Annotated in this window: 17 protein-coding genes and 1 pseudogene; 14 read left to right on the plus strand and 4 right to left on the minus strand. The window is 65.4% G+C overall.

Going from position 1 to position 22,319, the window contains the following annotated elements; all coding sequences use genetic code 11:
* Position 1: 1 nt before the first annotated feature.
* Complete coding sequence (locus R2770_03455; protein MEZ5279505.1) at positions 2 to 511, minus strand: O-acetyl-ADP-ribose deacetylase; 510 nt, start codon at positions 509 to 511, stop codon at positions 2 to 4.
* 81 nt (positions 512 to 592) lie between these two features.
* Here R2770_03455 and R2770_03460 point away from each other — a divergent pair, with 81 nt between their 5' ends.
* Both R2770_03460 and R2770_03465 read left to right on the plus strand, forming a co-directional pair.
* Entirely contained in the window at positions 593 to 1,642 is a 1,050-nt protein-coding gene (locus R2770_03460) for an LLM class F420-dependent oxidoreductase (GenBank protein ID MEZ5279506.1), read from the plus strand.
* A gap of 164 nt (positions 1,643 to 1,806) precedes the next feature.
* The gene (locus R2770_03465; GenBank protein MEZ5279507.1) at positions 1,807 to 4,365 is read left to right on the plus strand and encodes an alpha/beta hydrolase fold domain-containing protein; all 2,559 of its coding nucleotides are present in this window, start codon (positions 1,807 to 1,809) and stop codon (positions 4,363 to 4,365) included.
* A 10-nt stretch (positions 4,366 to 4,375) separates the two neighbouring features.
* Here R2770_03465 and R2770_03470 read toward each other — a convergent pair whose 3' ends face one another.
* A complete protein-coding gene (locus tag R2770_03470; protein ID MEZ5279508.1) occupies positions 4,376 to 5,605 on the minus strand; it encodes a hypothetical protein in 1,230 nt (409 codons plus the stop codon).
* 83 nt (positions 5,606 to 5,688) lie between these two features.
* On the opposite strand from R2770_03470, the gene R2770_03475 reads away from it, so the two are divergent.
* From R2770_03475 to R2770_03505, 7 genes are all read left to right on the plus strand, one after another.
* Entirely contained in the window at positions 5,689 to 6,678 is a 990-nt protein-coding gene (locus R2770_03475; GenBank protein ID MEZ5279509.1) for a hypothetical protein, read from the plus strand.
* A 57-nt stretch (positions 6,679 to 6,735) separates the two neighbouring features.
* Positions 6,736 to 8,127 carry a molybdopterin cofactor-binding domain-containing protein gene (locus tag R2770_03480; GenBank protein ID MEZ5279510.1) on the plus strand — a complete coding sequence of 464 codons (1,392 nt, stop codon included), beginning with the start codon at positions 6,736 to 6,738 and terminating at the stop codon, positions 8,125 to 8,127.
* A complete protein-coding gene (locus R2770_03485; protein ID MEZ5279511.1) occupies positions 8,010 to 9,017 on the plus strand; it encodes a molybdopterin cofactor-binding domain-containing protein in 1,008 nt (335 codons plus the stop codon). Before R2770_03480 ends, R2770_03485 begins: the two co-directional genes overlap by 118 nt.
* Positions 9,014 to 10,159, plus strand: a complete 1,146-nt coding sequence (locus R2770_03490) for an acyl-CoA dehydrogenase family protein (GenBank protein ID MEZ5279512.1) — start codon at positions 9,014 to 9,016, stop codon at positions 10,157 to 10,159. The genes R2770_03485 and R2770_03490 overlap by 4 nt, the downstream gene beginning before the upstream one ends.
* A gap of 157 nt (positions 10,160 to 10,316) precedes the next feature.
* A complete protein-coding gene (locus R2770_03495; protein MEZ5279513.1) occupies positions 10,317 to 11,162 on the plus strand; it encodes a sulfurtransferase in 846 nt (281 codons plus the stop codon).
* Positions 11,163 to 11,184: 22 nt separating this feature from the next.
* Positions 11,185 to 11,535 (plus strand): hypothetical protein, encoded by a 351-nt coding sequence (locus R2770_03500; GenBank protein MEZ5279514.1) that lies wholly within the window; start codon positions 11,185 to 11,187, stop codon positions 11,533 to 11,535.
* On the plus strand, positions 11,508 to 12,014 hold the full coding sequence (locus tag R2770_03505; GenBank protein ID MEZ5279515.1) for a universal stress protein: 507 nt from the start codon (positions 11,508 to 11,510) through the stop codon (positions 12,012 to 12,014). The genes R2770_03500 and R2770_03505 overlap by 28 nt, the downstream gene beginning before the upstream one ends.
* Here R2770_03505 and R2770_03510 read toward each other — a convergent pair.
* Positions 12,007 to 12,414 carry a hemerythrin family protein gene (locus R2770_03510; GenBank protein MEZ5279516.1) on the minus strand — a complete coding sequence of 136 codons (408 nt, stop codon included), beginning with the start codon at positions 12,412 to 12,414 and terminating at the stop codon, positions 12,007 to 12,009. The two genes, R2770_03505 and R2770_03510, sit on opposite strands and share 8 nt — an antisense overlap.
* Positions 12,415 to 12,544: 130 nt before the next feature.
* Between R2770_03510 and R2770_03515 the strand changes: the two genes are divergently transcribed.
* On the plus strand, positions 12,545 to 13,081 hold the full coding sequence (locus R2770_03515) for a hypothetical protein (protein MEZ5279517.1): 537 nt from the start codon (positions 12,545 to 12,547) through the stop codon (positions 13,079 to 13,081).
* 67 nt (positions 13,082 to 13,148) lie between these two features.
* On the opposite strand, the gene R2770_03520 is transcribed toward R2770_03515, so the two are convergent.
* Positions 13,149 to 13,880, minus strand: coding sequence for a hypothetical protein (locus R2770_03520; protein ID MEZ5279518.1), 732 nt, complete (start codon positions 13,878 to 13,880; stop codon positions 13,149 to 13,151).
* A gap of 145 nt (positions 13,881 to 14,025) precedes the next feature.
* On the opposite strand from R2770_03520, the pseudogene ppdK reads away from it, so the two are divergent.
* The 4 genes and pseudogenes from ppdK (at position 14,026) to R2770_03540 (ending at position 22,319) form a co-directional block, all read left to right on the plus strand.
* Positions 14,026 to 16,747, plus strand: a pseudogene (ppdK, locus tag R2770_03525) (pyruvate, phosphate dikinase).
* A 3-nt stretch (positions 16,748 to 16,750) separates the two neighbouring features.
* Positions 16,751 to 20,353 carry a pyruvate:ferredoxin (flavodoxin) oxidoreductase gene (gene nifJ / locus R2770_03530; protein MEZ5279519.1) on the plus strand — a complete coding sequence of 1,201 codons (3,603 nt, stop codon included), beginning with the start codon at positions 16,751 to 16,753 and terminating at the stop codon, positions 20,351 to 20,353.
* Positions 20,353 to 21,348 carry a dihydroorotate dehydrogenase-like protein gene (locus R2770_03535; protein MEZ5279520.1) on the plus strand — a complete coding sequence of 332 codons (996 nt, stop codon included), beginning with the start codon at positions 20,353 to 20,355 and terminating at the stop codon, positions 21,346 to 21,348. The genes nifJ and R2770_03535 overlap by 1 nt, the downstream gene beginning before the upstream one ends.
* Before the next feature lie 23 nt (positions 21,349 to 21,371).
* Complete coding sequence (locus R2770_03540; protein ID MEZ5279521.1) at positions 21,372 to 22,319, plus strand: ornithine cyclodeaminase family protein; 948 nt, start codon at positions 21,372 to 21,374, stop codon at positions 22,317 to 22,319.

Here is a 22,319-nt window from a genome sequence, read left to right on the forward strand (position 1 = left end):
GTCAGCTGCCCAACAACCGCTCGTAGATCTGGCCGGCGACGGCATCGAACGCGACGAATACGACCCGGCCCACCGAGGTCGGGGTGGCTCTGACCGTGTCGACGGCGATCGCGGCCGCGGCCTCTTTGGGATAGCCGTAGACACCCGTCGAGATGGCCGGAAACGCCACCGACACCGCACCGACCTGGTCGGCGCACGCCAGCGAGTTGCGATAGCACGATGCCAACAGATCCGGTTCGCCCGCAAACCCGCCCGCCCAGACCGGCCCGACGGTGTGGATGACCCACCTGGCGGGCAGGGCGAAGCCCGGTGTGATCTTGGCCTCGCCTGTAGGGCAACCGCCCAGCGTTCGGCAATGGGCCAACAGCTCGGGCCCTGCAGCCCGATGTATGGCGCCGTCGACGCCACCGCCGCCCAACAGCGAAGAGTTGGCCGCGTTCACTATGGCGTCGACGTCCAGTGCGGTGATGTCGCCGACGTAGACCGACAGTGCCGGGGTAGACGAGTTCATCGCCCGATCCTGCCAGACGGCTTCGCGTTCGCGCAGCCGGGCGTTCTACGATCGGTGTGTTCACCGGATCTGGAGACCCACATGAAGATCGCCATGGCGCTCGGCGCCGGAACCAACCTCGACCCCGAGGCCCTCGCCCGCCGAGCCCAAGACCTCGAGAGCGCCGGCGTCGACCTGGTGTGGGGCGGCGAGATCTATGGGTTCGACCTGGTGTCGACCCTGGCCTACCTGGCCGGCAAGACCGAGCGCATGAAGCTGATGACGGGCATCTTGCCCATCTACAGCCGCACCCCGGCCCTCATCGCCCAAACCGCGATGACCATCGATGCCCTGTCCGGAGGCCGTTTCATCCTGGGCCTGGGATCGTCTGGCCCGCAGGTCATCGAGGGCTGGCACGGCGTGCCTTTCAACAAGCCGCTGGGTATGACCCGCGACGTCATCGAGATCTGCCGCAAGGTGTGGTCTGGCGACAAGGTCACCCACGAAGGTCGGGCGTTCAGCCTGCCGCTGCCCGAGGGCCAAGGCACCGGCCTTGCCAAGCCGCTGCGCCTCATGTGCAAGCCGCTTCGCAGTGACATACCGATCGCCATCGCCGCAATCGGGCCCAAGAACGTCGAGATGGCCGCCCAGATCGCCAACGTGTGGCAGCCCATCCATTTCGTGCCTGACAAGTTCAACGACGTCTGGGGCGACTCGCTCGAAGCAGGTCGCGCCAAGCGCGACCCCGAGCTGGGCGAGCTCGAGATCATCGCCGGTGGCACGGTCGCGCTGGGCGAAGGCCCCCATGTCGACGCAGCCCGCAATGCTGTCCGCAACCACATCGGCTTCTACGTGGGCGGCATGGGAGCGCGCGACAAGAACTTCTACAACGACTTGTTCAAGCGCTACGGATATGTCGACGAGGCCATCGCGATCCAGGACAACTTCCTCGGTGGCAACAAGGCCGAGGCCATGGCGGCGGTGCCCGAGGACTACATCGACAAGGCCAGCCTCACCGGCGACGAGGGCAGGGTGCGCGATCGCATCGAGGTCTACAAGGAGGTCGGCGTGACCTACTTGAACATCGACGTCGCCGACGGCCCAGAAGACGCACTGAAGGTGATCGAGAAGATCAAGGCCTGGGCCGAGTGAGCTCTGCGAGCGAGCTAGGACCAGGCCGGGCCTGCGTGGCCCGAACGCAATGAAGGCCCGGGCGGAGTAGGCCCCGTGGGCCTACTCGGCCCACAGCTGGAGACTCAGCCGGCGGTGATCGACCGCGGAATCGCGGATAGGGATCGAGACAGCATGGGGGAAGTGTGAACGAACAGTTGGATGCTGACGTCGTCGTCGTGGGCGCGGGTATGGCAGGGCTGTACCTGCTGCACCGGCTGCGTCAGGAGGGCTTCAAGACCATCGTTGTCGACAAGGCCGGCGGGGTCGGCGGAACCTGGTATTGGAACCGCTACCCGGGCGCGCGCTGCGATGTGCAGAGCCTGGACTATCAGTACAGCTTCGATCCAGCGCTCCAGGACGAATGGGAATGGAGCGAGAAGTATGCGACGCAGCCGGAGATATTGCGCTATCTCGAGTTCGTCGCTGACCGCTTCGATCTGAAGCGCGACATCCGGCTCAACACACCCGTCGAGTCTGCGCGATGGGACGATGCCGCCAGCACATGGACCATCAACACCAGCGATGGCCCGCTGACATGTCGGCACTATGTAATGGCCACCGGCTGCCTGTCGGTGCCCAAGGAGCCAGAGATCGACGGCGCCGAGCGGTTCACCGGCGACGTTTACGTGACCGGCAAGTGGCCCCACGAAGAGGTCGACTTCAGCGGCAAAAGGGTCGCCGTAATCGGCACCGGGTCATCGGGTATCCAGTCGATCCCGCTCATCGCCGAACAGGCTGCCCAGGTCACGGTCTTCCAGCGCACCCCCAACTTCTCGACCCCGGCCCACAACGGCCCTGTTCCCCAGTGGAAGGTCGACGAGATCGGCCCCGACTGGCAGGCCTACCGCGAAGACGCCCGATGGTCGCGCGGAGGCGTCTCGATGCCGATGACCCAGAACAAGATCCTCGATATGGAGCCCGCCCAACGCGACGCGCTGTTCGAGGAGCTGTGGGACAGGGGCGAGCTCCTGCGCCCCCACGCCTACTTCGCAGACCTGGGCTCGAACGTCGAGGCCAACGAGCTCTACTGCGAGTTCATCCGCAACAAGATTCGCTCGATCGTCGACGACCCAGAGGTTGCCGAGGCGCTGTGCCCGTACGACCATCCGTTCAACTCGAAGCGGCCGTGCCTCGACTCGGGCTACTACGCCACCTTCAATCGTCCGAATGTCAGGCTGGTGAACCTGCGCAAGACTCCCATCGACTGCATCACCGAGACCGGCATAGAGGTCGGTGACGAGTCGCTCGACTTCGACGTCATCGTCTACGCCACCGGATTCGACGCCATGACCGGCGCCTTGGTGGCCGTCGACATCGAAGGAAAGGGCGGCATCACCCTTAAGGAGAAGTGGGAGCACGGCCCCTTGACCTACCTGGGCCTCACCACGGTGGGGTTCCCCAACCTGTTCATGGTCACCGGCCCGGGAAGTCCCTCGGTGTTGTCGAACATGGCGGTGTCCATCGAACAACATGTCGACTGGATCACCGACACGCTCGTGCACATGCGCGCCGAGGGCATCGATACCATCGAACCGACCCAAACCGCCGAAGAGGGCTGGGTGCAGCATGTAAACGACTGTGCCGACATCACCCTGTACGGCTTGGCCAACTCGTGGTACCTGGGGGCGAATGTGCCGGGCAAGCCACGCGTGTTCCTGCCCTATGTGGGCGGAGTGGGCAACTATCGGCGAACCTGCGACACGGTGGTCGAGCGGGGCTATCTGGGCTTTCGCATGGCGGGCGCCGGCGGCGAGTCGTGCAACGACGGGGTTGTCAACCAGCTGCAACTCGACGTCATGACCCTGCTGCAGACCATGGCCGAGTTGAACCTGCCCACGCTCGACTCGATGTCGCCGGTGGAGGCTCGCGAGTTCAACCTGGCCCTGTCGGCAGCCCGTCCCCCCGGGCCCGAGGTCGGCGAGATCGTCGACGGCTCGCTTCCAGGCCCGGCAGGGGACATCGCATACCGGCTGTATCGGCCCGCGACCACCGGCCCCCACCCGGTCGTGTGCTACTTCCACGGCGGCGGTTGGGTGCTCGGCTCTTCGATCTCCGACGATCCGCTGTGCCGCGACCTTTGTGTGCGCTCGAACGCCATCATCGTGTCGGTCGACTATCGCCACGCACCCGAGGCCCGGTTCCCGTCGGCCGTCGACGACGCGTGGGCGGGCCTTAGTTGGGTTGCCGACAACCTCGAAAGCCTCGGCGGTGTGCCGGGCAAGCTGGTGGTGGCGGGCTGGAGCGCCGGCGGAAACCTCGCCGCCGTCACCGCCCAGATGGCACGCGACACCCGAGAGGTCGAGTTGGTGGGCCAGATGCTGATAACCCCGGTAACCGACGCGTCCCGGCCCTGGCCCTCAATGGACGAGAACGGCGAGGGTTATGTGCTCACCCGGGCTCTGATGGACTGGTTCTTCGACCACTACGTCGACGAGGCCGACCGCAGCGACCCGCGGGTGTCGCCGTTGCTGAGTCCGTCTCTGGCCGACCTTCCACCGGCGGCGGTATTCACCGCCCAGTTCGACCCGTTGCGCGACGAGGGCGAGGCCTACGCCGAGGCCATGGCCCAAGCGGGTGTCGATGTCGAACTCAACCGCTGCCGTGGGCAGATCCACACGTCGTTCGGCGCTGTCGATGTGCTGCGATCACCGGTCGATCATCGCCAGGCGATGGCCGACTGGCTGCAGAAGCGTTTCGCCTGACCACAAGCGACTAATCGCTGGCGGCTCGTACCTGATCGGTCGGGTTGAGCTCGATGTCGAGTTCGAGCTCGACCGTGCCGTCGTCGTCCTCGGTGAGCTCGAGCGATGCCGCGTATCGTTCGAGCATCATCAGGTCCATCCCGTGCCCGTCGAAGGTCTCGCCCCACTCTGACGGCTCGTAGATGGTGGCGTCGAAGAAGCTGGCCTCGCCGATCACGAACGTGTTGTTGCCTTCGAAGGTGGCCGAGTCGGCGTAGTACGCCATCGCCTGGTCGTGCGAACCCTCCGGCAGCTGCCATGTCAGTGAGATGGTCACGTAGGCCGGGCCAAGGTCGTACGAGAACGAGTCTTCAAAGCGCTTGTGCAGGGACAGCCGGGCGTCGGTCAGCAATGCCCCGACGGGTACAGGAACCGCCGCGGCGATCTCCGACAGCAGGGGAGAGGCCACAGCACCGGGCGGCACCTGGAAGTCGTAGTCGAACCAGTAGCCGCCCTGGATCTCGATGTCGTCGGAATAGGAGCCACCGGTGACGTCCTCGTCGACCCAGATCTTGACGTTGGGCACTCGGCCCTCGACACCGTTCAACAACAGCTGCTCGTCGGCCGGGTCATAAACGTGGTTCAGCGAGTTCGGGCCGCCTGGGTCGCCGGGATCGGATCCGGTGGAACCGTTCCGCTCGAACCCCAGAGCGCCCATGATGGGGTCGTAGTAAGCGGCCAAGGCCACAGCGCCCGGCCCGTTGTCGTCGAGACTGATGTCGACATCCTCGACAACACCGCCGGCCGCGATGACACCGTACCGATAGCTCCAGCGGGCGCTGTCGGCACTTCCGAACATCGTCGTCGACAGCTCGTGCAGCACCGATCCGTCCGGCGGTGCGATCTCGAAGGCGAAACCACCCAGCCTCTCGGCGACCTCGAGAGCGTCGCCCTCACCTTGGGTTGCCGCAACGGCGTCGGCCACGAGCTGTGGCAGGGTCGCCAGCTCGAAGACCACCACCGGCGTGGGCACGGTGGTGGTCGTGGTCTCGGCCATGGTGGTGGTGGACGAGTCTTGCGAACCGTTCGCTGCCGTCGTGTCAGATTCAGCTTGCTCAGGCGTGGTGGCCGGAGGGGTCGTAGTCGTCTGATCGGTCTGTGGCGCGGTGGTGGCACTCGTCTGGTCCGACGACGAACCCCCTCCGCACGCGGTCAGCACCAGGCTGGCGGCAGCAATGGCACTTACGGTTTTCACTCTCATCGACGACCCTGTTCGGCGTGGCGTATCTCGACCAGTACAAGGTCGACACGCGTGGACCATATTCGAGCTGCGATAGTGGATTCATGAGCGTTGCGGTGCAGTTCCCCCAAACCCAACCACCGGGATACGAGTGGCTCGACGACGAACCGCCCTTCGATCCACAGGTCCACCTTCAGCTCGAGATGCCTGCTCGTGTGGTGATGCTGACCGACCTGGGCTACACCGAGGACGAGATCGACGGCAAGGCGACGCCGCTTGCGGCTTCGGATCCGTTCCGGCTGTTGAGCGACGAAGGCGTTGCCGTGATGGCCGAAACGGCCCGACGCCTCGAGACGTTCGTCAAGCCTGCCGGTGACCGCATCGAACGGATGGTGCGAGGCGGCTGCTATCGGTCGAGGTGGCTTCGCGACCTGTGCATCAGCCCCGAGGTGTGTGCGCATATGAGCGCCATCTACGGCACCCCGGTGGCGCCCCATCCGATGCCGCTGCATCTGGGCCATCTGAACTATGCGCCCACCGCCGTCGATGTCGGCATCGACAAGTGGCATCACGACACGCTGCCGCTGGACTATGTACTGATGGTCACCGACCCGTCACAGGTGGCGGGCGGCAGGTTCGAGTATTTCGTGGGCACCAAGGACCAGGCCGCGATCTTGGCAGCACAGGGCTTGACCCCACCGCCCGAGCGCGTCGTTGCCCCCCACTTCCCCGGAGCGGGTTGGGCGGTAGCGCTACACGGCGACATGGTGGTGCATCGGGCTGGGCCGATCCACGACCTGTGCGACCGCACCACCATGGTCAACGGCTACGTGGCCCTCGACGCCCGCCTGCAGGACCAGAGCCGCTCGGTCGATCTGCTGGCGGTCGACGACCCCAACGTTCTGTACACCGAGTGGGCCAAGTTCGCGGCTTGGCGTTCCAAGGAGCGACTGGGCGACGTCATCGAATCACTCGACTTCGGCGCAGACGTCGAAGCGGTGGCCCACGAGCTCGAGTCGGCCGTCACCGACGTGCTGCGAGCCGTCGCCGAGATGCGGGGCGGCCAGGTCGACACCGCACACTACGAGAAGTAGACGCCCGCACTGCTCAGCGCTTTCGTGGCCGAACCTCTCAGATGGCAGACTCGCCCCATGGGAGCACCGCTGAGGGGAACGCCAGTCGTCCGGCGCGAGGACGAACACCTGCTGAGGGGCCAGGGCGAGTTCGTCGCCAACCGGCGTCTCCCGGGTATGGCCCATGTTCGATACGTCGTTTCGACCATGGCTCACGCCCGGATCGTGTCGATCGACGTATCCGAGGCTGCCGAATGCGAGGGCGTCGTCGGGGTCGTCACCGCAGCCGACCTCGACCTGGGCGACTATCCGGCCACCAGCCCTGCGTTCGACCAGGCGATGGTTCGCCCGCTGCTGGCACGCGACCGGGTCAGGTTCGTCGGCGAGCCGGTGGTGGCGATAGTTGCCGAGACCCCCGAAGCCGCCAGAGACGCCGCCGAGTCGGTGTTCATCGACTACGAACCGCTGCCGGTGGTGATAGACCCCGAGCGGTCGCTCGAGGGTGATGTTGTGCTGTTCGACGACACGGCCGAGGGCAATGTCGTGATCCGAATGGATTCGGGCGACCTGCAGGCCGACTTCTCGCAGTGCGAGGTGGTCGTCGATGTGCGCACCATCAACAACCGGCTGGCACCCGCCGCGCTGGAACCTCGGGTGGCGATGGCGACGTGGGCCGAAGACGGCAGGCTGCACCACTTCAACGCCGGCCAGGGTGTTCACCCGGTGCGCGCAGGCCTGGCCGCCGGTCTGGGCTTGGAACAAGATCAGCTGCGGGTTGTGTCGGCCGACGTAGGTGGCAGCTTCGGCGCCAAGGGCCGGCCCCACCCAGAAGAGGTGCTTCTCGGCTGGCTGTCCAAGCGTTTCGGTCGCCCGATCATGTGGTTCCCCGATCGGTCGGACGACATGACCGGGCTGGGCCACGGCAGGGGACAGGTCCAGACCTGCCGCATCGGCGGCAGCCGCGATGGCGACATCCAGGCCTACCACCTGCACATCCTCCAAGACGCAGGCGCTTACCCCGCGGGCGGGGCCGGCCTGCCGAACAACGGCAGGGCGATGCTGACCGGGTGCTACGACATCGCCAGCGTCGGGTTCTCGGCAGCCTCGGTGGTCACCAACACCACGCCGGTCGGCGCTTATCGCGGAGCCGGTCGCCCCGAAGCCGCGGCCGCCATCGAGCGCGCCGTCGACGCCTTCGCCGCCGAGATAGGTATGGACCCAGCCGAGGTGCGTCGAAAGAACTTCCTGGCCCGCGATGCCTTCCCCTGGCGACGCCAACCGGCTCGCCGTACGACTCTGGTGACTACGAGGGCAGCCTCGACGCCGCCCTTCAGGCCAGTGGGTACGCACAGCTGCGCGCCGAACAGGCCAGGCGCCGAGCCACCGAAGACGAACCCTGGTTGGGCATCGGGCTGGCCACCTATGTCGAGCGCACCGCAGGCGCCAGCAGGGCCGAGTGGGGTTCTGTAGAGCTCCTCGATGGCGGCCGGGCGCTTATCAAGACCGGATCGAGCCCCTACGGGCAGGGACACCACACCTCGTGGGCCATGTTGGTCAGCGACGCAACCGGCATCGACTACGGCGACATCGAGGTGGTGCACGGCGACACCGACATCATCCCCAGGGGAGGGGTAACGGGCGGGTCGCGCAGTGTTCAACTGGCAGGGGCCGCTCTGTGGGAAGCCTCGGACAAGCTCGTGCAACAGGCCAAAGAGGTCGCCGCCACGCTGCTGGAGGCGGCCACCGACGACATCGAGTTGAACACATCCTCTGGTGCCTTCCACGTGGTGGGCACACCGGCCGTGTCGGTCGGCTGGGCCGACATAGCCGAGCACCAGAAGGCCACCTCGTCGGGCCCGCGCCTCTTGCACGCCGAAGACGTCTTCGACTCGGAAGGGCCGACCTTCCCGTTTGGCGCCCACGTGGCGGTGGTCGAGGTAGACCGCCACACCGGCGAGGTGACCCTGTCCAGGCTCATCGCGTGCGACGATGCCGGCGTCATCCTCAACCCGTTGTTGGCAGACGGGCAGGTGCACGGTGGCCTGGCCCAGGGGGTGGCCCAGGCGTTGTACGAAGAGGTTCGCTACGACGCCGACGGCAACCCGCTGACCGCCAACTTCGCCGACTACGCGATCGTGTCGGCGGCCGAGCTGCCGCTGTTCGAACGGGTGGTTCTGGAGACGCCCACCCACATCAACCCCTTGGGGGCCAAGGGCATCGGCGAGTCGGGCACAGTGGGTGCCACGCCCGCCGTTCAGAACGCCGTGATCGACGCCCTCGCCCACCTGGGCGTCCGCCACATCGACATGCCGACAACCCCCGAACGGGTTTGGCGAGCCATCGAGGGAGCGTCACGATGAAGGTCACCGACGAGCACCATGCGTTTCGGTCGATGGTCCGCGACTACGTCGAACGCGAGATAAACCCCAAAATCCCAGACTGGGAAGCGGCCGAGATGATGCCGCTGCACGACATCTTCGCCGACATGGCCAAGCTGGGGATGCTGGGCCTCGAATACGAGCCCGAATACGGCGGCCAGGGCGCCGACCACATGTTCACAGTGATCCTCGCCGAAGAGTTCGGCCGCTGCGACCACGGTTCGCTGCCCATGGCCCTTGGGGTGCAGGTCGACATGGCCACCCCCAGCCTGGCCAAGTTCGGCACACACGACCAGAAGGAGAAATATCTGGCCCCGGCTCTGCGGGGCGAGATGGTGGCGTCGATCGCGGTCAGCGAGCCCGACGCCGGATCTGATGTCGCCGGGCTGCGCACACGCGCCGTTCGCGACGGCGACGAGTGGGTCATCAACGGCTCGAAGATGTGGATCACCAACTCGCTGCAGGCCGACTGGCTGTGCTTGTTGGCCAGAACCTCCGACGAGGGCGGCTATCGGGGCATGAGCCAGATAATCGTGCCCACATCGGCACCCGGGTTCAGCGTTTCGAAGAAGCTCGACAAGCTCGGAATGCGCGCATCTGACACCGGCTTGCTGAGCTTCGACGACTGTCGTGTGCCCGTCGCCAACACCATCGGCGAGATCGGTCGCGGGTTTCAGCAGCAGATGGCCCAGTTCGTGGTCGAGCGGATGTGGGGTGCCTATGGCGCGGTGGGTGCCATGGAGCGGGCCCTCGAACGCACCGCCGGCTACCTGCGCGAGCGCACGGTCTTCGGCGAACCCCTGCTGGCAAAGCAGTACATCCAGTTCAAGCTGGCCGAGCTGGCCGCCGAACTGGACCTGCTGAGGGTCTATTGCCACTCGATCGCCGAGATGTACGACGACGGGCAGGACACCACCAGGCAGGCCACCGTCGCCAAGCTGAAGGCCGGGCGGTTGGTCCGCGAGGTTGCCGACTGGTGCATGCAGTTCCACGGCGGCATCGGCTATGTCGAAGAGACCTGGACGGCTCGGTTCTTGCGCGACAACCGGCTCACCGGCATCGGCGGAGGCGCCGACGAGGTGATGTTGCAGGTCTTGGCCCGCATGGATGGCTACACGGCCTAGCCCGCGGCGCGCCCCGCCCCGTCCCGCCCCGCCCCATCCTCGGAATCTGGGGTCGAATCTCGACCGCCGGCGGTTCGAATCCGACCCCAGATCCGGAAGGTGACCCCAGAACTGGAGGGTGTCGGCGGTTTTGGCGCCTGGGCGCTAGAAAGACGGGATGGATTCGCTCGTTGATGTGCACTGGTTGGCCGAACACCTGGACGACCCCGACCTGCGAATACTGGAGTGCACCGTCGATCTGGTTGCGGTAGCGGGAGGTTTCTCGGCCGAGCCCATTCACGCCGCGTTCGATGCCGAGCACATCCCCAATTCGGCCTACGTCGACCTGGCCAACGAGCTCAGCGATCCCGACTCCGAGCTGCGCTTCACGGTGCCCTCGGCCCAGCGCTTCGCCGCAGCCATGGAGGCGGTCGGGGTCGGCGAGGGAACCCGGGTCGTCCTGTACGACCGCCGCTTCACGATGTGGGCCACCCGGGTGTTCTGGATGCTGAAGGCGTTCGGTTTCGACGAATGTGCTGTGCTGGACGGGGGCTTGGCATCGTGGAAGGCGGAGGGGTTCGCGGTGGCCGAAGGTGCCGCTGCTACACCGCCCAGCGCCACCTTCGTAGCCAGGCCTCGTCCGGGCATGTTCGTGGGAATTGACGAGGTCGAGGCGGCCATCGAAGACGCCGGCACCTGCATCGTCAACGCACTGTCGCCCCAGAACCACGACGGCACAGACCCCAGCTATGGTCGACCTGGACACATCCCGGGTGCAACCAACGTGTTTGCGGTGTCGTTGGTCGACCCCGACACGCACCGCTATCTGCCGGCCGACGAGCTGGCGACCAAGTTCGCACACCTGGGGCCACAGGGTCGGGTGATCACCTATTGCGGTGGTGGCATCGCTGCCACCAGCGACGCCTTCGTGTTGTCCGAGATTCTGGGTCGGCCCGACGTGGCCGTATACGACGGCAGCCTCAGTGAATGGATAGCAGATCCCAGTCGCCCCCTGGAGGTCTAGGCTCTTCGTCGGCGAGGTGCCGATGTCACAGATCCACAACGTGTTGTACTGCCCGTTCGGCGAGCGGGGAAACGAGTTGGCCATGCGCCGCATCGCTGCGCTGGCTGCCGACGATGCCCGCACAACGATCCTCGATGTGGTCACTGCAGGTCACCCTCATGTGGCACGTCTGTCGCTCGACGCGCTGAGGCGAGACCCTGCGATGGTGGGCCACCAGATCGAGGTGGTCGTCCAGACCGGGAACAGAACCGACGTCATCAACGAGTACGCCTTGGCGGGCGCATATGACCTGGTCGTCATCACCCCGAGGACGAGCCGGGTGCCATCAAGACGGCCAGACGCCTGGTGCGCACGTGCCCCGTCCCGCTGCTGATATTGCGGCCCAAGACCGACCACACCGACCGGGTCCTGGTTGCCGTGAACCCGTCCAAGCGCAGCCTCGAACTCAATCGCAAGCTGCTCGACTGGGGCTCGACCATGGCAGAGGACATCGGCTGCGACCTCGACTTCGTGCACACCTGGGAGTACTGGGGCGAGGAAGACCTGCGCAACTCGGCGTTCTTCCAGACCGACCTCGAAAGGCTCGATCAGAGAATCGAGATCGAGCGTTCACAACACCTGGTCGCTACGGAGAAGTGGCTGGCCGACGAGGGGGTCGTCGTCGATCCGCACAACCTGCACGTGCCCAAAGGCAGGGTCGCCCCCACCGTGGCTCAGGTCGCCAGGTCGGTCGGCGCGTCGTTGGTGGTCGCCGGGTCGGTCGGTAGGCGTGGCATCCGGCGTCTGATCATGGGCAACTCGGCCGAGGAACTGGTCGACGTGTTGCCCTGCTCGATCTTGGTCGTCAAATAGAGTTGGCGGCCGGAATCTTGGCCCTGGCGTACTTGGCGTCGATGCCGCAGATGTGCGACTGAAGCCACAGCTTCAAGAAGCTGAAGAGCTTGGGGTCGGGCTTGCCGGTCTTGGCGATGCGCTCGCGGTGTTCGGTGAGCTGTCGCATCAACAAGCCGTGGATGGTGCGGTGTTGTTCCAGGTCTGCGAACTGGATCGACTGCATGTATGCCTCTTCTGATGCGAAGTGGCGCTGAGTCAGCGCGGCCAGGCTGTCGACCATGCGGAGCAGGTCCGCGCCGGTGGCACCGGCCGACACCGAGTCGTGAACCTTGTTCATCGCGTCGACCAGACCCCTGTGTTGGGCGTCCATCGGGCCAACCCCGAGCTTGTAGCGGTCCTCCCACGGCATGAAGGTCATCGGACCGTCCTTTCCTCGCGTCTCACTGCGCTTGCACTTTCCACTCTCCATCGGAGCCGTCGGGGCCGCTGTTGAGCCGCGCCTTGCCCATTGGCCGAATTAGGGACTTTGGTCCCATACTGTCTTGCCAATGACCAACTCCGAAGGCCGAGCTGAAGCGATACCACCGGCGCTGCTGGACGCGGCCGCCCAAATACTCGGGCGAGACGGCAGGGGAGGGCTGTCGATGTCGTCGCTGGCCCGCGAGGTCGAGATGTCGCGCGTCACGTTCCACCGTTGGGGGTTGACCGTACACGGAATACTCGAGGCCCTCGGCCGGCGTCTTGCCGACGACTGGAACGTCGGTGCATCACAACAACAAGATGCCCCAGCACCGGATCACCTGAAGGTCATGGCCACGGTGTTGTGCTACGTCGCCGAGCGAAATCGGTCCTTCGTGGCTGCGTCGTTGCTCGATCGCTCGGCCTACGACCGCATCGACGTAGGCCCGATCGTCGCGCTGGTCGAACAACTGCCCGGCAGATCGGCCGGGTCCACCGAAGTGGCCGAGGCCTTCATCACCGCAACGATCGCCACCTACACGGCCCTCAGGCGGGTGCGCGAGCTGCCGATGGCAAGGGCCCGAGAGCTGGCCGTCGATGCGGCCATGGGCCTCGTGGGCGACTGACGCAGAACGCGAAAGTGGGCCGACCCCACCGGGCCGGCCCACTTGCTTGCTAGCTAGGTTCGGTTGATCACTCGGACTCTGCGGGTTCTGCCTTGGGCAGTTCCCGGTCGATCCAGAAGACGACCACGCCGAGGGCCACGAAGATCAGGCCGAGGCCACCGAGCAGGGCGGCGAAGCCCAGGCCCATCTGCAAGACGTTGGCGGTGACCGCACCGATGCTGAGCTCTGCGACCAGGGCGTGAGCCGTGCCGCTCCAGGCACCTTCACGAGCGGGGCCGTCGAGCAGGTCGGTACGGTTGAATTCGGTCCAGTAGCGTTCGGCGACGGGCACGGTGTAGGTGCCAGGCTCGAGGACCTGACCCTGATAGGCCTCGACCACGCCGTTGTAGGTGCCATCGGGACCGAGCCGCTCGGAGGCGATCGCCGCTGCGATGTCGTCCTCGGTGAGGGTGATGTTCTGCTCTCCGTGCAGGGTGTGATAGACGATCGTCGCCATCTGGTACATGTACTCGCTGGCGGTGTTGATGACCGGATCGTCAGGGTCCAGGTCGCCGTCGACCACCGGGTACTTGTAGTCGTCCTTCAGCAACGACATGATCGCGTCTGCGCCTTCTGTGGTGCCGCGGTCGATCAGATCGCCGTCTTCGTTGTAGGTCAGGGTCACGTTCTGCTCGTCGCTGAAAGCGTTCAGCGAGTCATAGCCAGCCGAGACCTTGCTGTAGGCAACGCCTGCGCCGATCAGGAAGCCAAGCCCGATCACCACCATCAGGGCGCCGAGAAGGGCAAGCCTCTTCCTCATTGGAATCATTCTCCTTAGTAGGCAACGGGCCCAATATGACGCCTTTGTCCGGTGCTGTGGAGGGTCGTTGTGCCCTGGTCGTCCGGCCCTTTCGATTGGAACGTTCGTAACCGAGTCTTGAACGTGAGACGTCGATCGGAGAGTCATGTCTACGCGCCGTTGGTTGTATCGGTTCGACCAGGTTGATGAAGCACAGGAGTACGTCGGGGGCGACTGGGAAGACGTGCGGGGGTTGTTGGGAGGCAAGGGCGCCAACCTCGGTGACATGACCCGGCTGGGAATACCCGTTCCGCCAGGCTTCGTCGTCACCACCGAGGCGTGTAACGCCTACCAGGGCGCCGATGGCGAGCTTCCCGATGGGCTCTGGGACCAGGTGCTCGAGGCGATGGGCTGGTTGGAAGAACAGACCGGTAAGAACTTCGGCGACCCGGCCAACCCACTTCTGGTTGCGTGTCGGTCGGGTGCCAAGTTCTCGATGCCGGGCATGATGGACACCGTTCTCGACATCGGCCTCAACGACGAGGTCGTCCAGGGCATGGCCGCCGCTACGGGCAACGAACGCTTCGTGCTCGACTCGTATCGCCGGCTGATCCAGATGTTCGGAGGGGTCGTCCTGGGCGTGGCCGACGAGGCCTTCGAGCACGTGTTGCGCACCCAGAGATCGCGTGCAGGGGTTGCCAGCGACGCCGAACTCAGCATCGACGACCTCAAGACCATCATCAACTCGTTCAAGACCGTCGTGGGCCTGCATTCAGACGTCGAGTTCCCGACCGACCCCTATGTCCAGCTGCGCATGGCGGTTCAGGCAGTTTTCGAGAGCTGGGGCAGCCGGCGCGCCCACGACTATCGCGTCGCGTCGGGCATAGCGCACGATCTGGGTACCGCTGTGAACGTGGTGACCATGGTGTTCGGCAACATGGGCGACGACTGCGCCACCGGCGTTGCGATGAGCAGGGACGCGACCACGGGCGAAGACCACCTGGAAGGCGACTACCTCATCAACGCCCAGGGCGAGGACGTTGTCGCTGGGATCCGTCCCACCAAGAACATCGCCGACCTGGCCGGCGACATGCCCGAGGTGGCGGCAGAGTTCGCGGCCATCGCGAAGCGCCTCGAGAACCACTACCGCGACATGCAGGACATGGAGTTCACGGTCGAGTCGGGCAAGCTGTGGCTGCTGCAGACACGAGCCGGAAAGCGAACCGCGCAGGCGGCTGTCCGAATCGCCGTCGAACTGGCCAACGAGGGCCTCATCTCCCGCGAGGAAGCGGTGATCAGGGTGACCCCTGACCAGATCGATTTCTTCCTGCATCCCCAATTCGCGCCTCATGGGCTCGAGGCGGCCACGCAGCTGACGTCAGGCCTGAACGTTTCGCCAGGCGCTGCGGTTGGCATGGTCGCATTCGACCCCGATCTGGCCGAGCGGTGGGCTGGCGAGGGCAGGGCCGTGGTGCTGGTGCGCCCCGAGACCAAGCCAGACGACGTGCACGGCATGCTGGCAGCCAAGGGCATCTTGACATCCAGCGGCGGCCGCACCAGCCACGCGGCGCTGGTCGCTCGCCAGTTCGGCAAGCCCGCGGTGGTCGGCGCAATCGACATAGACATCAACCTGCAGGCCAGGTCTATGTCGATCGGGCAGATCGATGTGCGCGAGGGCGAGTACATATCGGTCGACGGCACGACCGGCAAGGTCTATCTGGGCCAGGTCGAGACGTCAGACCCCGACCTCGACAACGAGTGGTTGTCGACCCTGCTCGATTGGGCGGACGACTTCCGGACCCTGGGGGTGCGCGCCAACGCCGACGACCCGGTCGAGGCAGCTCGTGCTCGCAGCTACGGAGCGGCCGGCATTGGACTGTGCCGTACCGAGCACATGTTCTTCGCCCCCGATCGGCTTCCGATAATGCAGCGCATGATCACCGCCGAGACGGCGGTCGAGCAGAAAGAGGCGGTGTTCTCGTTGCTGCCGATGCAGCGCGGCGATTTCGACGGCCTCTTCCGGGCCATGGAGGGGCACCCGGTGATCATCCGGTTGCTCGACCCGCCACTGCACGAGTTCCTGCCCAACCACGACCAGCTGTTGACCCGAGCCGCCGATCTGCGCATCAAGCTCGTGAACGCTGCCGATCTCGAATCGGTCGACGAGTTGGTTTCGGAACTGGCCGAGGTCAAGGCGATGCTGGCCAGGGTCGAAGACCTGCGTGAAGAGAACCCGATGCTGGGCCTTCGCGGTGTTCGGCTGGGCCTCAAGATCGACTCGTTGATCCGCATGCAGGCCAGGGCCATCACCGAGGCCGCTCTGGACGTAGCCGGAGACGGGCTCGAGGTCGACGCCGAGATCATGGTGCCGCTCGTTGGCAACGCCAACGAGATGGCGGCGGCGCGCAAGCTGATCGAGGCCGAGATGCAGGCCGTGTTCGCCGAGCGTGGCGAGACCATCGAGATACCCATCGGGACCATGATCGAGGTGCCGCGCCGCGCTGACGGCCGGCAAGATCGCCGAGCACGCCCAGTTCTTCTCGTTCGGCACCAACGACCTCACCCAGATGACGTTGGGTGTCAGCCGCGACGACGCCGAGGCCAGCTTCTTGCTGGGATACCTCGACGAACACATCATCGACGAGAACCCGTTCCGGTCGATCGACGCCGAGGGCGTCGGCCGGCTGATGGGCATGGCCATCGAGGAAGGACGGGCCACCAGGCCCGACCTCACCGTCGGAATCTGTGGTGAGCACGGAGGCGACCCGGCGTCGATCCGGCTGTGCCAGAAGCTGGGCCTCGACTATGTGAGCTGCTCTGCCTATCGGGTTCCTGTCGCCCGCCTGGCCGCCGCTCACGCCGCAATCGAAGAGAGCTGGAACAAGTGATGGATGACGCAACCACGGGAGGTGGCGACAAACGTTCCGTATACGCCACCCTCGACGGCAACGAGGCCGCGGCACGAATCGCTCACAAGGTGTCGGAGGTGGTCGCGATCTTATCCGATCACCCCTGCTTCGCCTATGGGCGAGTTCGCCGATGCCTGGTCACAAGCGGGCCAGAAGAACCTGTGGGGTGCAGTCCCCGAGGTGGTCGAGATGCAAAGCGAGGCCGGCGCCGCAGGTGCGGTGCACGGCTCGTTGCAGGGTGGAGCCCTCACCACGACGTTCACTGCGTCGCAGGGCCTGCTGCTGATGATTCCCAACCTGTACAAGATCGCGGGCGAGTTGTTGCCGGCGGTCATCCATGTTGCGGCGCGAACCGTCGCGACTCACGCTCTGAGCATCTTCGGCGACCACAGTGATGTGATGGCTGTGCGTCAGACCGGCGTGGCGCTGCTGGCTTCGGGTTCGGTGCAAGAAGCGCAGGACATGGCGTTGATCTCCCATGCGGCCACGCTGCGGGCCCGGGTGCCTTTCATCCACTTCTTCGACGGGTTCCGCACCAGCCACGAGGTTGCCAAGATCGCCCTGGTCGAAGACTCGGTCGTCAGGGCGATGATCGACGACGAGATGGTCGTCGCTCATCGGTTGCGAGGTCTCGACCCCGATCGGCCCGTGTTGCGGGGCACGGCTCAGAACCCAGATGTGTTCTTCCAGGCTCGAGAGGCCTGCAACCCCTTCCACGAGGCCGTTCCCTCGATCGTGGCCGCCGAGATGAAACGATTCGCCGAGCTGACCGGGCGCAGCTACCGGCTGTTCGACTACGACGGTCACCCCGAGGCCACCGACGTCATCGTGGTGATGGGCTCTGGCGCCGGCACCGTCAACGAGGCGGTGCGCGCCCGGGTAGCAGCCGGTGAGAGGGTCGGGGTCCTGAACGTGCGCCTCTACAGGCCCTTCGACGTCGCGGCTTTCGTGGATGCACTGCCTGCAACGGTGCAGCGGATCTCGGTCCTGGACCGCACCAAAGAACCAGGGGCACCGGGCGAACCCCTCTATCTCGATGTCGTGGCTGCGCTGGCGCAGCGCTGGCCTGGCGCCACGCTTCCCAAGGTCACCGGGGGCCGCTTCGGCCTCTCGTCGAAAGAGTTAACACCGGCGATGGCTGGTGGGGTGTTCGACAACATGGTGGCCGAAACGCCGAAGAGCCCCTTCACCGTGGGAATCGTCGACGACCTGACCGACCTCAGCTTGGAGATGCCCGAGCGTTGGCACGAGCCCGACCACGTGAAGCGCTCGGTGTTCTATGGACTGGGCAGCGATGGCACGGTGGGCGCCAACAAGAACTCGGTCAAGATCGTCGGCGAGCTGACACCGCTCTACGCCCAGGGCTACTTCGTCTACGACTCGAAGAAGTCGGGTTCGATGACCGTGTCGCACCTGAGGTTCTCGCCCCAGCCGATCGAGTCGGCCTACCTGGTGGCGGAGGCGGGCTTCGTAGGCGTTCATCACTTCGGTGCCTTCGACCGGGTCGATGTCTTGGGGATCGCCGGTCGGGGCGCAACCTTGCTGATCAACTCTGCGCTGCCACCCGACCAGACCTGGAATGCGCTGCCAGTCGAGGCCCAGCAGGCGATCATCGACAAGCAGCTCGATGTGTGGATCGTCGATGCAGGAGCCGTGGCCAGAGCCAACGGTTTGGGCAACCGCGTCAACACGGTTCTGCAGACGTGCTTCTTCCACCTGTCGGGGGTGATCCCGACCGACCAGGCGATAGACGCCATCAAGAACGCCATCAGCAAGACGTACGGCAAGCGCGGCGCGCGAATTCTGCAGCGCAACCATGCCGCCGTCGACGACTCCATTGCAGCGCTGGTCAAGCTCGACGTGCCGTCTGAGGTGACAACGCGCAGACGTCGCCCGGCGCCGGTGCCCGACGCTGCACCCGACTTCGTTTCGAGGGTCACGGCGCGCATGATCGCCGGCGAAGGCGACCTGTTGCCTGTCAGCGCGCTACCCGTCGACGGAACGTTCCCCACCGGCACCACAAAGTGGGAGAAACGAGCCATCGCACAGGAGATCCCTATCTGGGATCCCGAGATCTGCATCGACTGCGCCCGGTGTGCGTTGGTGTGCCCCCACGCGGCCATCCGGCTGAAGGTGGTGGCTCCTGACGATCTGGCCGATCAGCCCGGCGGCTTTCGGTCGAAGGAATGGACCGACCGGTCGGGTGCCGGCAGCGCTGCGGCGACCAGGGCGATCATCCAGGTGGCCCCAGACGACTGCACCGGCTGTGGGGTCTGTGTCAGCGTGTGCCCCGCCAAGAGCAAGGAAGTCGTCAAGCACAAGGCGATCAACATGGAGCCGATCGCCGCACACGTCGACGACGAGCGCCGGTTCTTCGACTACTTCCTCGGCCTGCCCGAGCACAAGCGAGCCGAGCTTCGCCTCGACACCGTCAAGGGCTCGCAGATGGCCGAACCGCTGTTCGAGTTCTCAGGTGCGTGTTCTGGTTGCGGCGAGACGCCGTACCTGAAGCTGCTGACCCAGATGATGGGCGACCGCCTCGTGGTCGCCAACGCCACGGGGTGTTCTTCGATCTACGGCGGCAATCTGCCCACCACACCGTGGTCGGTCGACGACGCCGGCCGTGGCCCGGCCTGGGCCAACTCGCTGTTCGAGGACAACGCCGAGTTCGGGCTGGGTATTCGCCTTGGCATCGACTCTCACATCGAGACGGCTCGGCGCCTGGTGGGCGAGCTGGCCGACGTGATCGGCCCTGTGGCCCAGCAGTTGCTCGACAATCCGGCCCGCACCGAAGACGAGATCGCCCTGCAGCGTTCGCTGATAGAGCAGCTGCGCATGGCGCTCGACGGTGTCGACGACCCGAAGGCCGTCGAGCTGATGGCTACGGCCGATCAGCTGGTACCGCGATCGGTGTGGTTGATAGGCGGCGACGGATGGGCCTACGACATCGGGTTCGGCGGCGTCGACCACGTGCTGGCGTCGGGGCGTGATGTCAACATCCTGGTGCTCGACACCGAGGTCTACTCCAACACCGGCGGGCAGACGTCGAAGGCGACACCTCGCGGGGCCATCGCCAAGTTTTCTGCAGGTGGCAAGGCCACCGCGAAGAAGGACATTGGCATGATCGCGATGGCTTACGGCGACGTGTACGTGGCCCACATCGCAATGGGCGCCAACATGACCCAGACGGTCAAGGCGTTCGCCGAGGCTGCCGCCCACCCGGGACCGTCGATCATCATTGCCTACAGCCCGTGTATCGCACACGGCATAGACATGACAGAGCAGATGTCTCACCAGAAGATGGCCGCCGACAGTGGCTATTGGCCTCTGTACCGCTATGACCCGCATCGCGAAGAACACGGCGATCACGCCCTGCACCTCGACAGTCGCAAGCCGACGATCCCGTTCAAGCGGTTCGCCGAGAGCGAGGCCAGGTTCTCGATGTTGGCTCGGGTCAATCCGGCGGTGGCTGACGAGCTGATGAGTGCCGCCCAGCGCGACATCGACGACCGGTGGCACCTGTACGAACAGATGGTCGAGGTCGAACGAACGGCGAGGTTCGGGATTCTCGAGGAGGAAGACTGATGAGCACCGACATGAGAACCAGCTACATGGGCCTCGACCTTGCCCACCCTCTGGTCGCTTCGGCCTCACCTCTGACGGGGTCGGTCGACTCGCTGTTGGCGCTGCAAGAGGCGGGCGTGGCAGCCGTGGTGCTGCCCTCGCTGTTCGAAGAGCAGGTCGAACACGAGATAGCGGCGTTTCGCAACCAGCTCGACTTCGGTGCCGAGTTCAGCCCCGAGGCCTACGACGGCTATTTCCCCGCTCTGGACGGCTACAACACCGGTGCCGACGAGTATCTCGACGTGTTGGTCAAGGCCAAGCGCGAGCTGACGATTCCGGTGATCGCCAGCCTCAACGGAACCTCGGAGGGTGGCTGGACACACTATGCGTTGGCGCTTCAAGACGAGGGCGCCGACGCGCTCGAGCTGAACATCTATCACGTCGCTGCCGACCCCAGCGAGAACGCGTTCGATGTCGAAGATCGCTACTTGCGCCTGGTCGAGCAGGTCAGGGGCGAGGTGCAGATTCCCCTGGCGGTCAAGATCGCTCCGTTCTTCTCGTCGATGTCGAACATGGCCCAAAGGCTGCAGTCGGCCGGCGCCGATGCCCTGGTGTTGTTCAACCGCTTCTATCAGCCCGACATCGACCTCGAGCGGCTGGTGGTGACGCCAGACATCGTGCTCAGCGAGCCGGTGACGATGCGGCTGGCTCTGCGTTGGATTGCGATCCTGAGCGCCCAGATCGACATCGACCTGGCGGCTACCGGGGGAGTGCACGACGGGCTGTCGGCAGCCAAGCTCGTGCTGGCCGGTGCCGACGCGGTGATGATGGCTTCGTCGCTGCTCAAGAACGGGCCCGGTCATGTGCGGACGGTGCTGGACCAGATGACCGATTGGTTCTCCACCCACGACTATCAGTCGATCGAGCAGGCGAAGGGCAGTGTCAACCAGGCCGCGGTTCCCGACCCCAGTGCGTTCGAGCGCGTCAACTACATGAAGGCCATCACCTCGTACTGACCAACGGCGCGTAGGGTGTGGCGGTGGAGTTTCTTGATGCCGGGCGAGTGGTCGACGCGACGCCGTGGGGCGAACTGATCGATGCGATAGGCGCCGAGCTGGCGGCGGGCAACAGCGTCGCGCCACAACGTCACGTACACGACGTGCCCATGGTCGATGGATCGACCGGGGCGTTGTTGTTGATGCCGGCGTGGACAGCGGGCGAGCTCATCGCGACGAAGGTGGTCACGTTCTTTCCATCCAACGCCGGAACCGTCGTACCCACGGTGAACGCGGCCGTGCTGTTGTTCGACGGACGAGACGGACGCCACGTGGCGACGATCGACGGCGACGAATTGACCGCGCGGCGCACCGCAGCGATCTCGGCCCTGGCGTCGCGCCATCTGGCCCGGCCCGACTCGTCGCGCCTGCTGGTGGTGGGCACGGGAAGCCTGGCGCCCAACGTCGCTCGGGCGCACTCGCACGTGCTGCCGATATCGACCATAGAGGTCTGGGGCCGAAGCGCCGACAAGGCAGCGGCCGTGGCCGAACGCCTGGCCTCTGAAGGCTTCGACGCGCGGGTGGCCACCGATCTTTCGCAAGCGGTGGCCCAGGCCGACCTGATCTCGTGTGTCACCGCGGCCACCTCGCCGTTGATCAACGGCGACTGGCTGGCGCCTGGCGCGCATCTGGACCTGATCGGTGGCTTCCAGCACGAGATGCGCGAATCGGACGATCGGGCCGTCGAGCGAGCAGACGTCTTCGTCGACACCGTGTCGGGCGCAACGCTGGCAGGCGATCTGTCTCAGCCCATCGCCGATGGCTGGTTCAGCGCCGACGACATCGTTGCCGATCTGGCCACTCTGGCCCGGGGCGATCACGCCGGACGCACCAGCAACGATCAGATCACGCTGTTCAAGTCGGCGGGGTTCGCTGTGGCCGACCTCGCCGCAGCGCGTCTGGCCCTTCGCAACGCGACCTCGGCCGGCTAG

It is taken from the genome of Acidimicrobiales bacterium, assembly GCA_041394185.1.
GTDB lineage: Bacteria > Actinomycetota > Acidimicrobiia > Acidimicrobiales > Poriferisodalaceae > JAAETH01.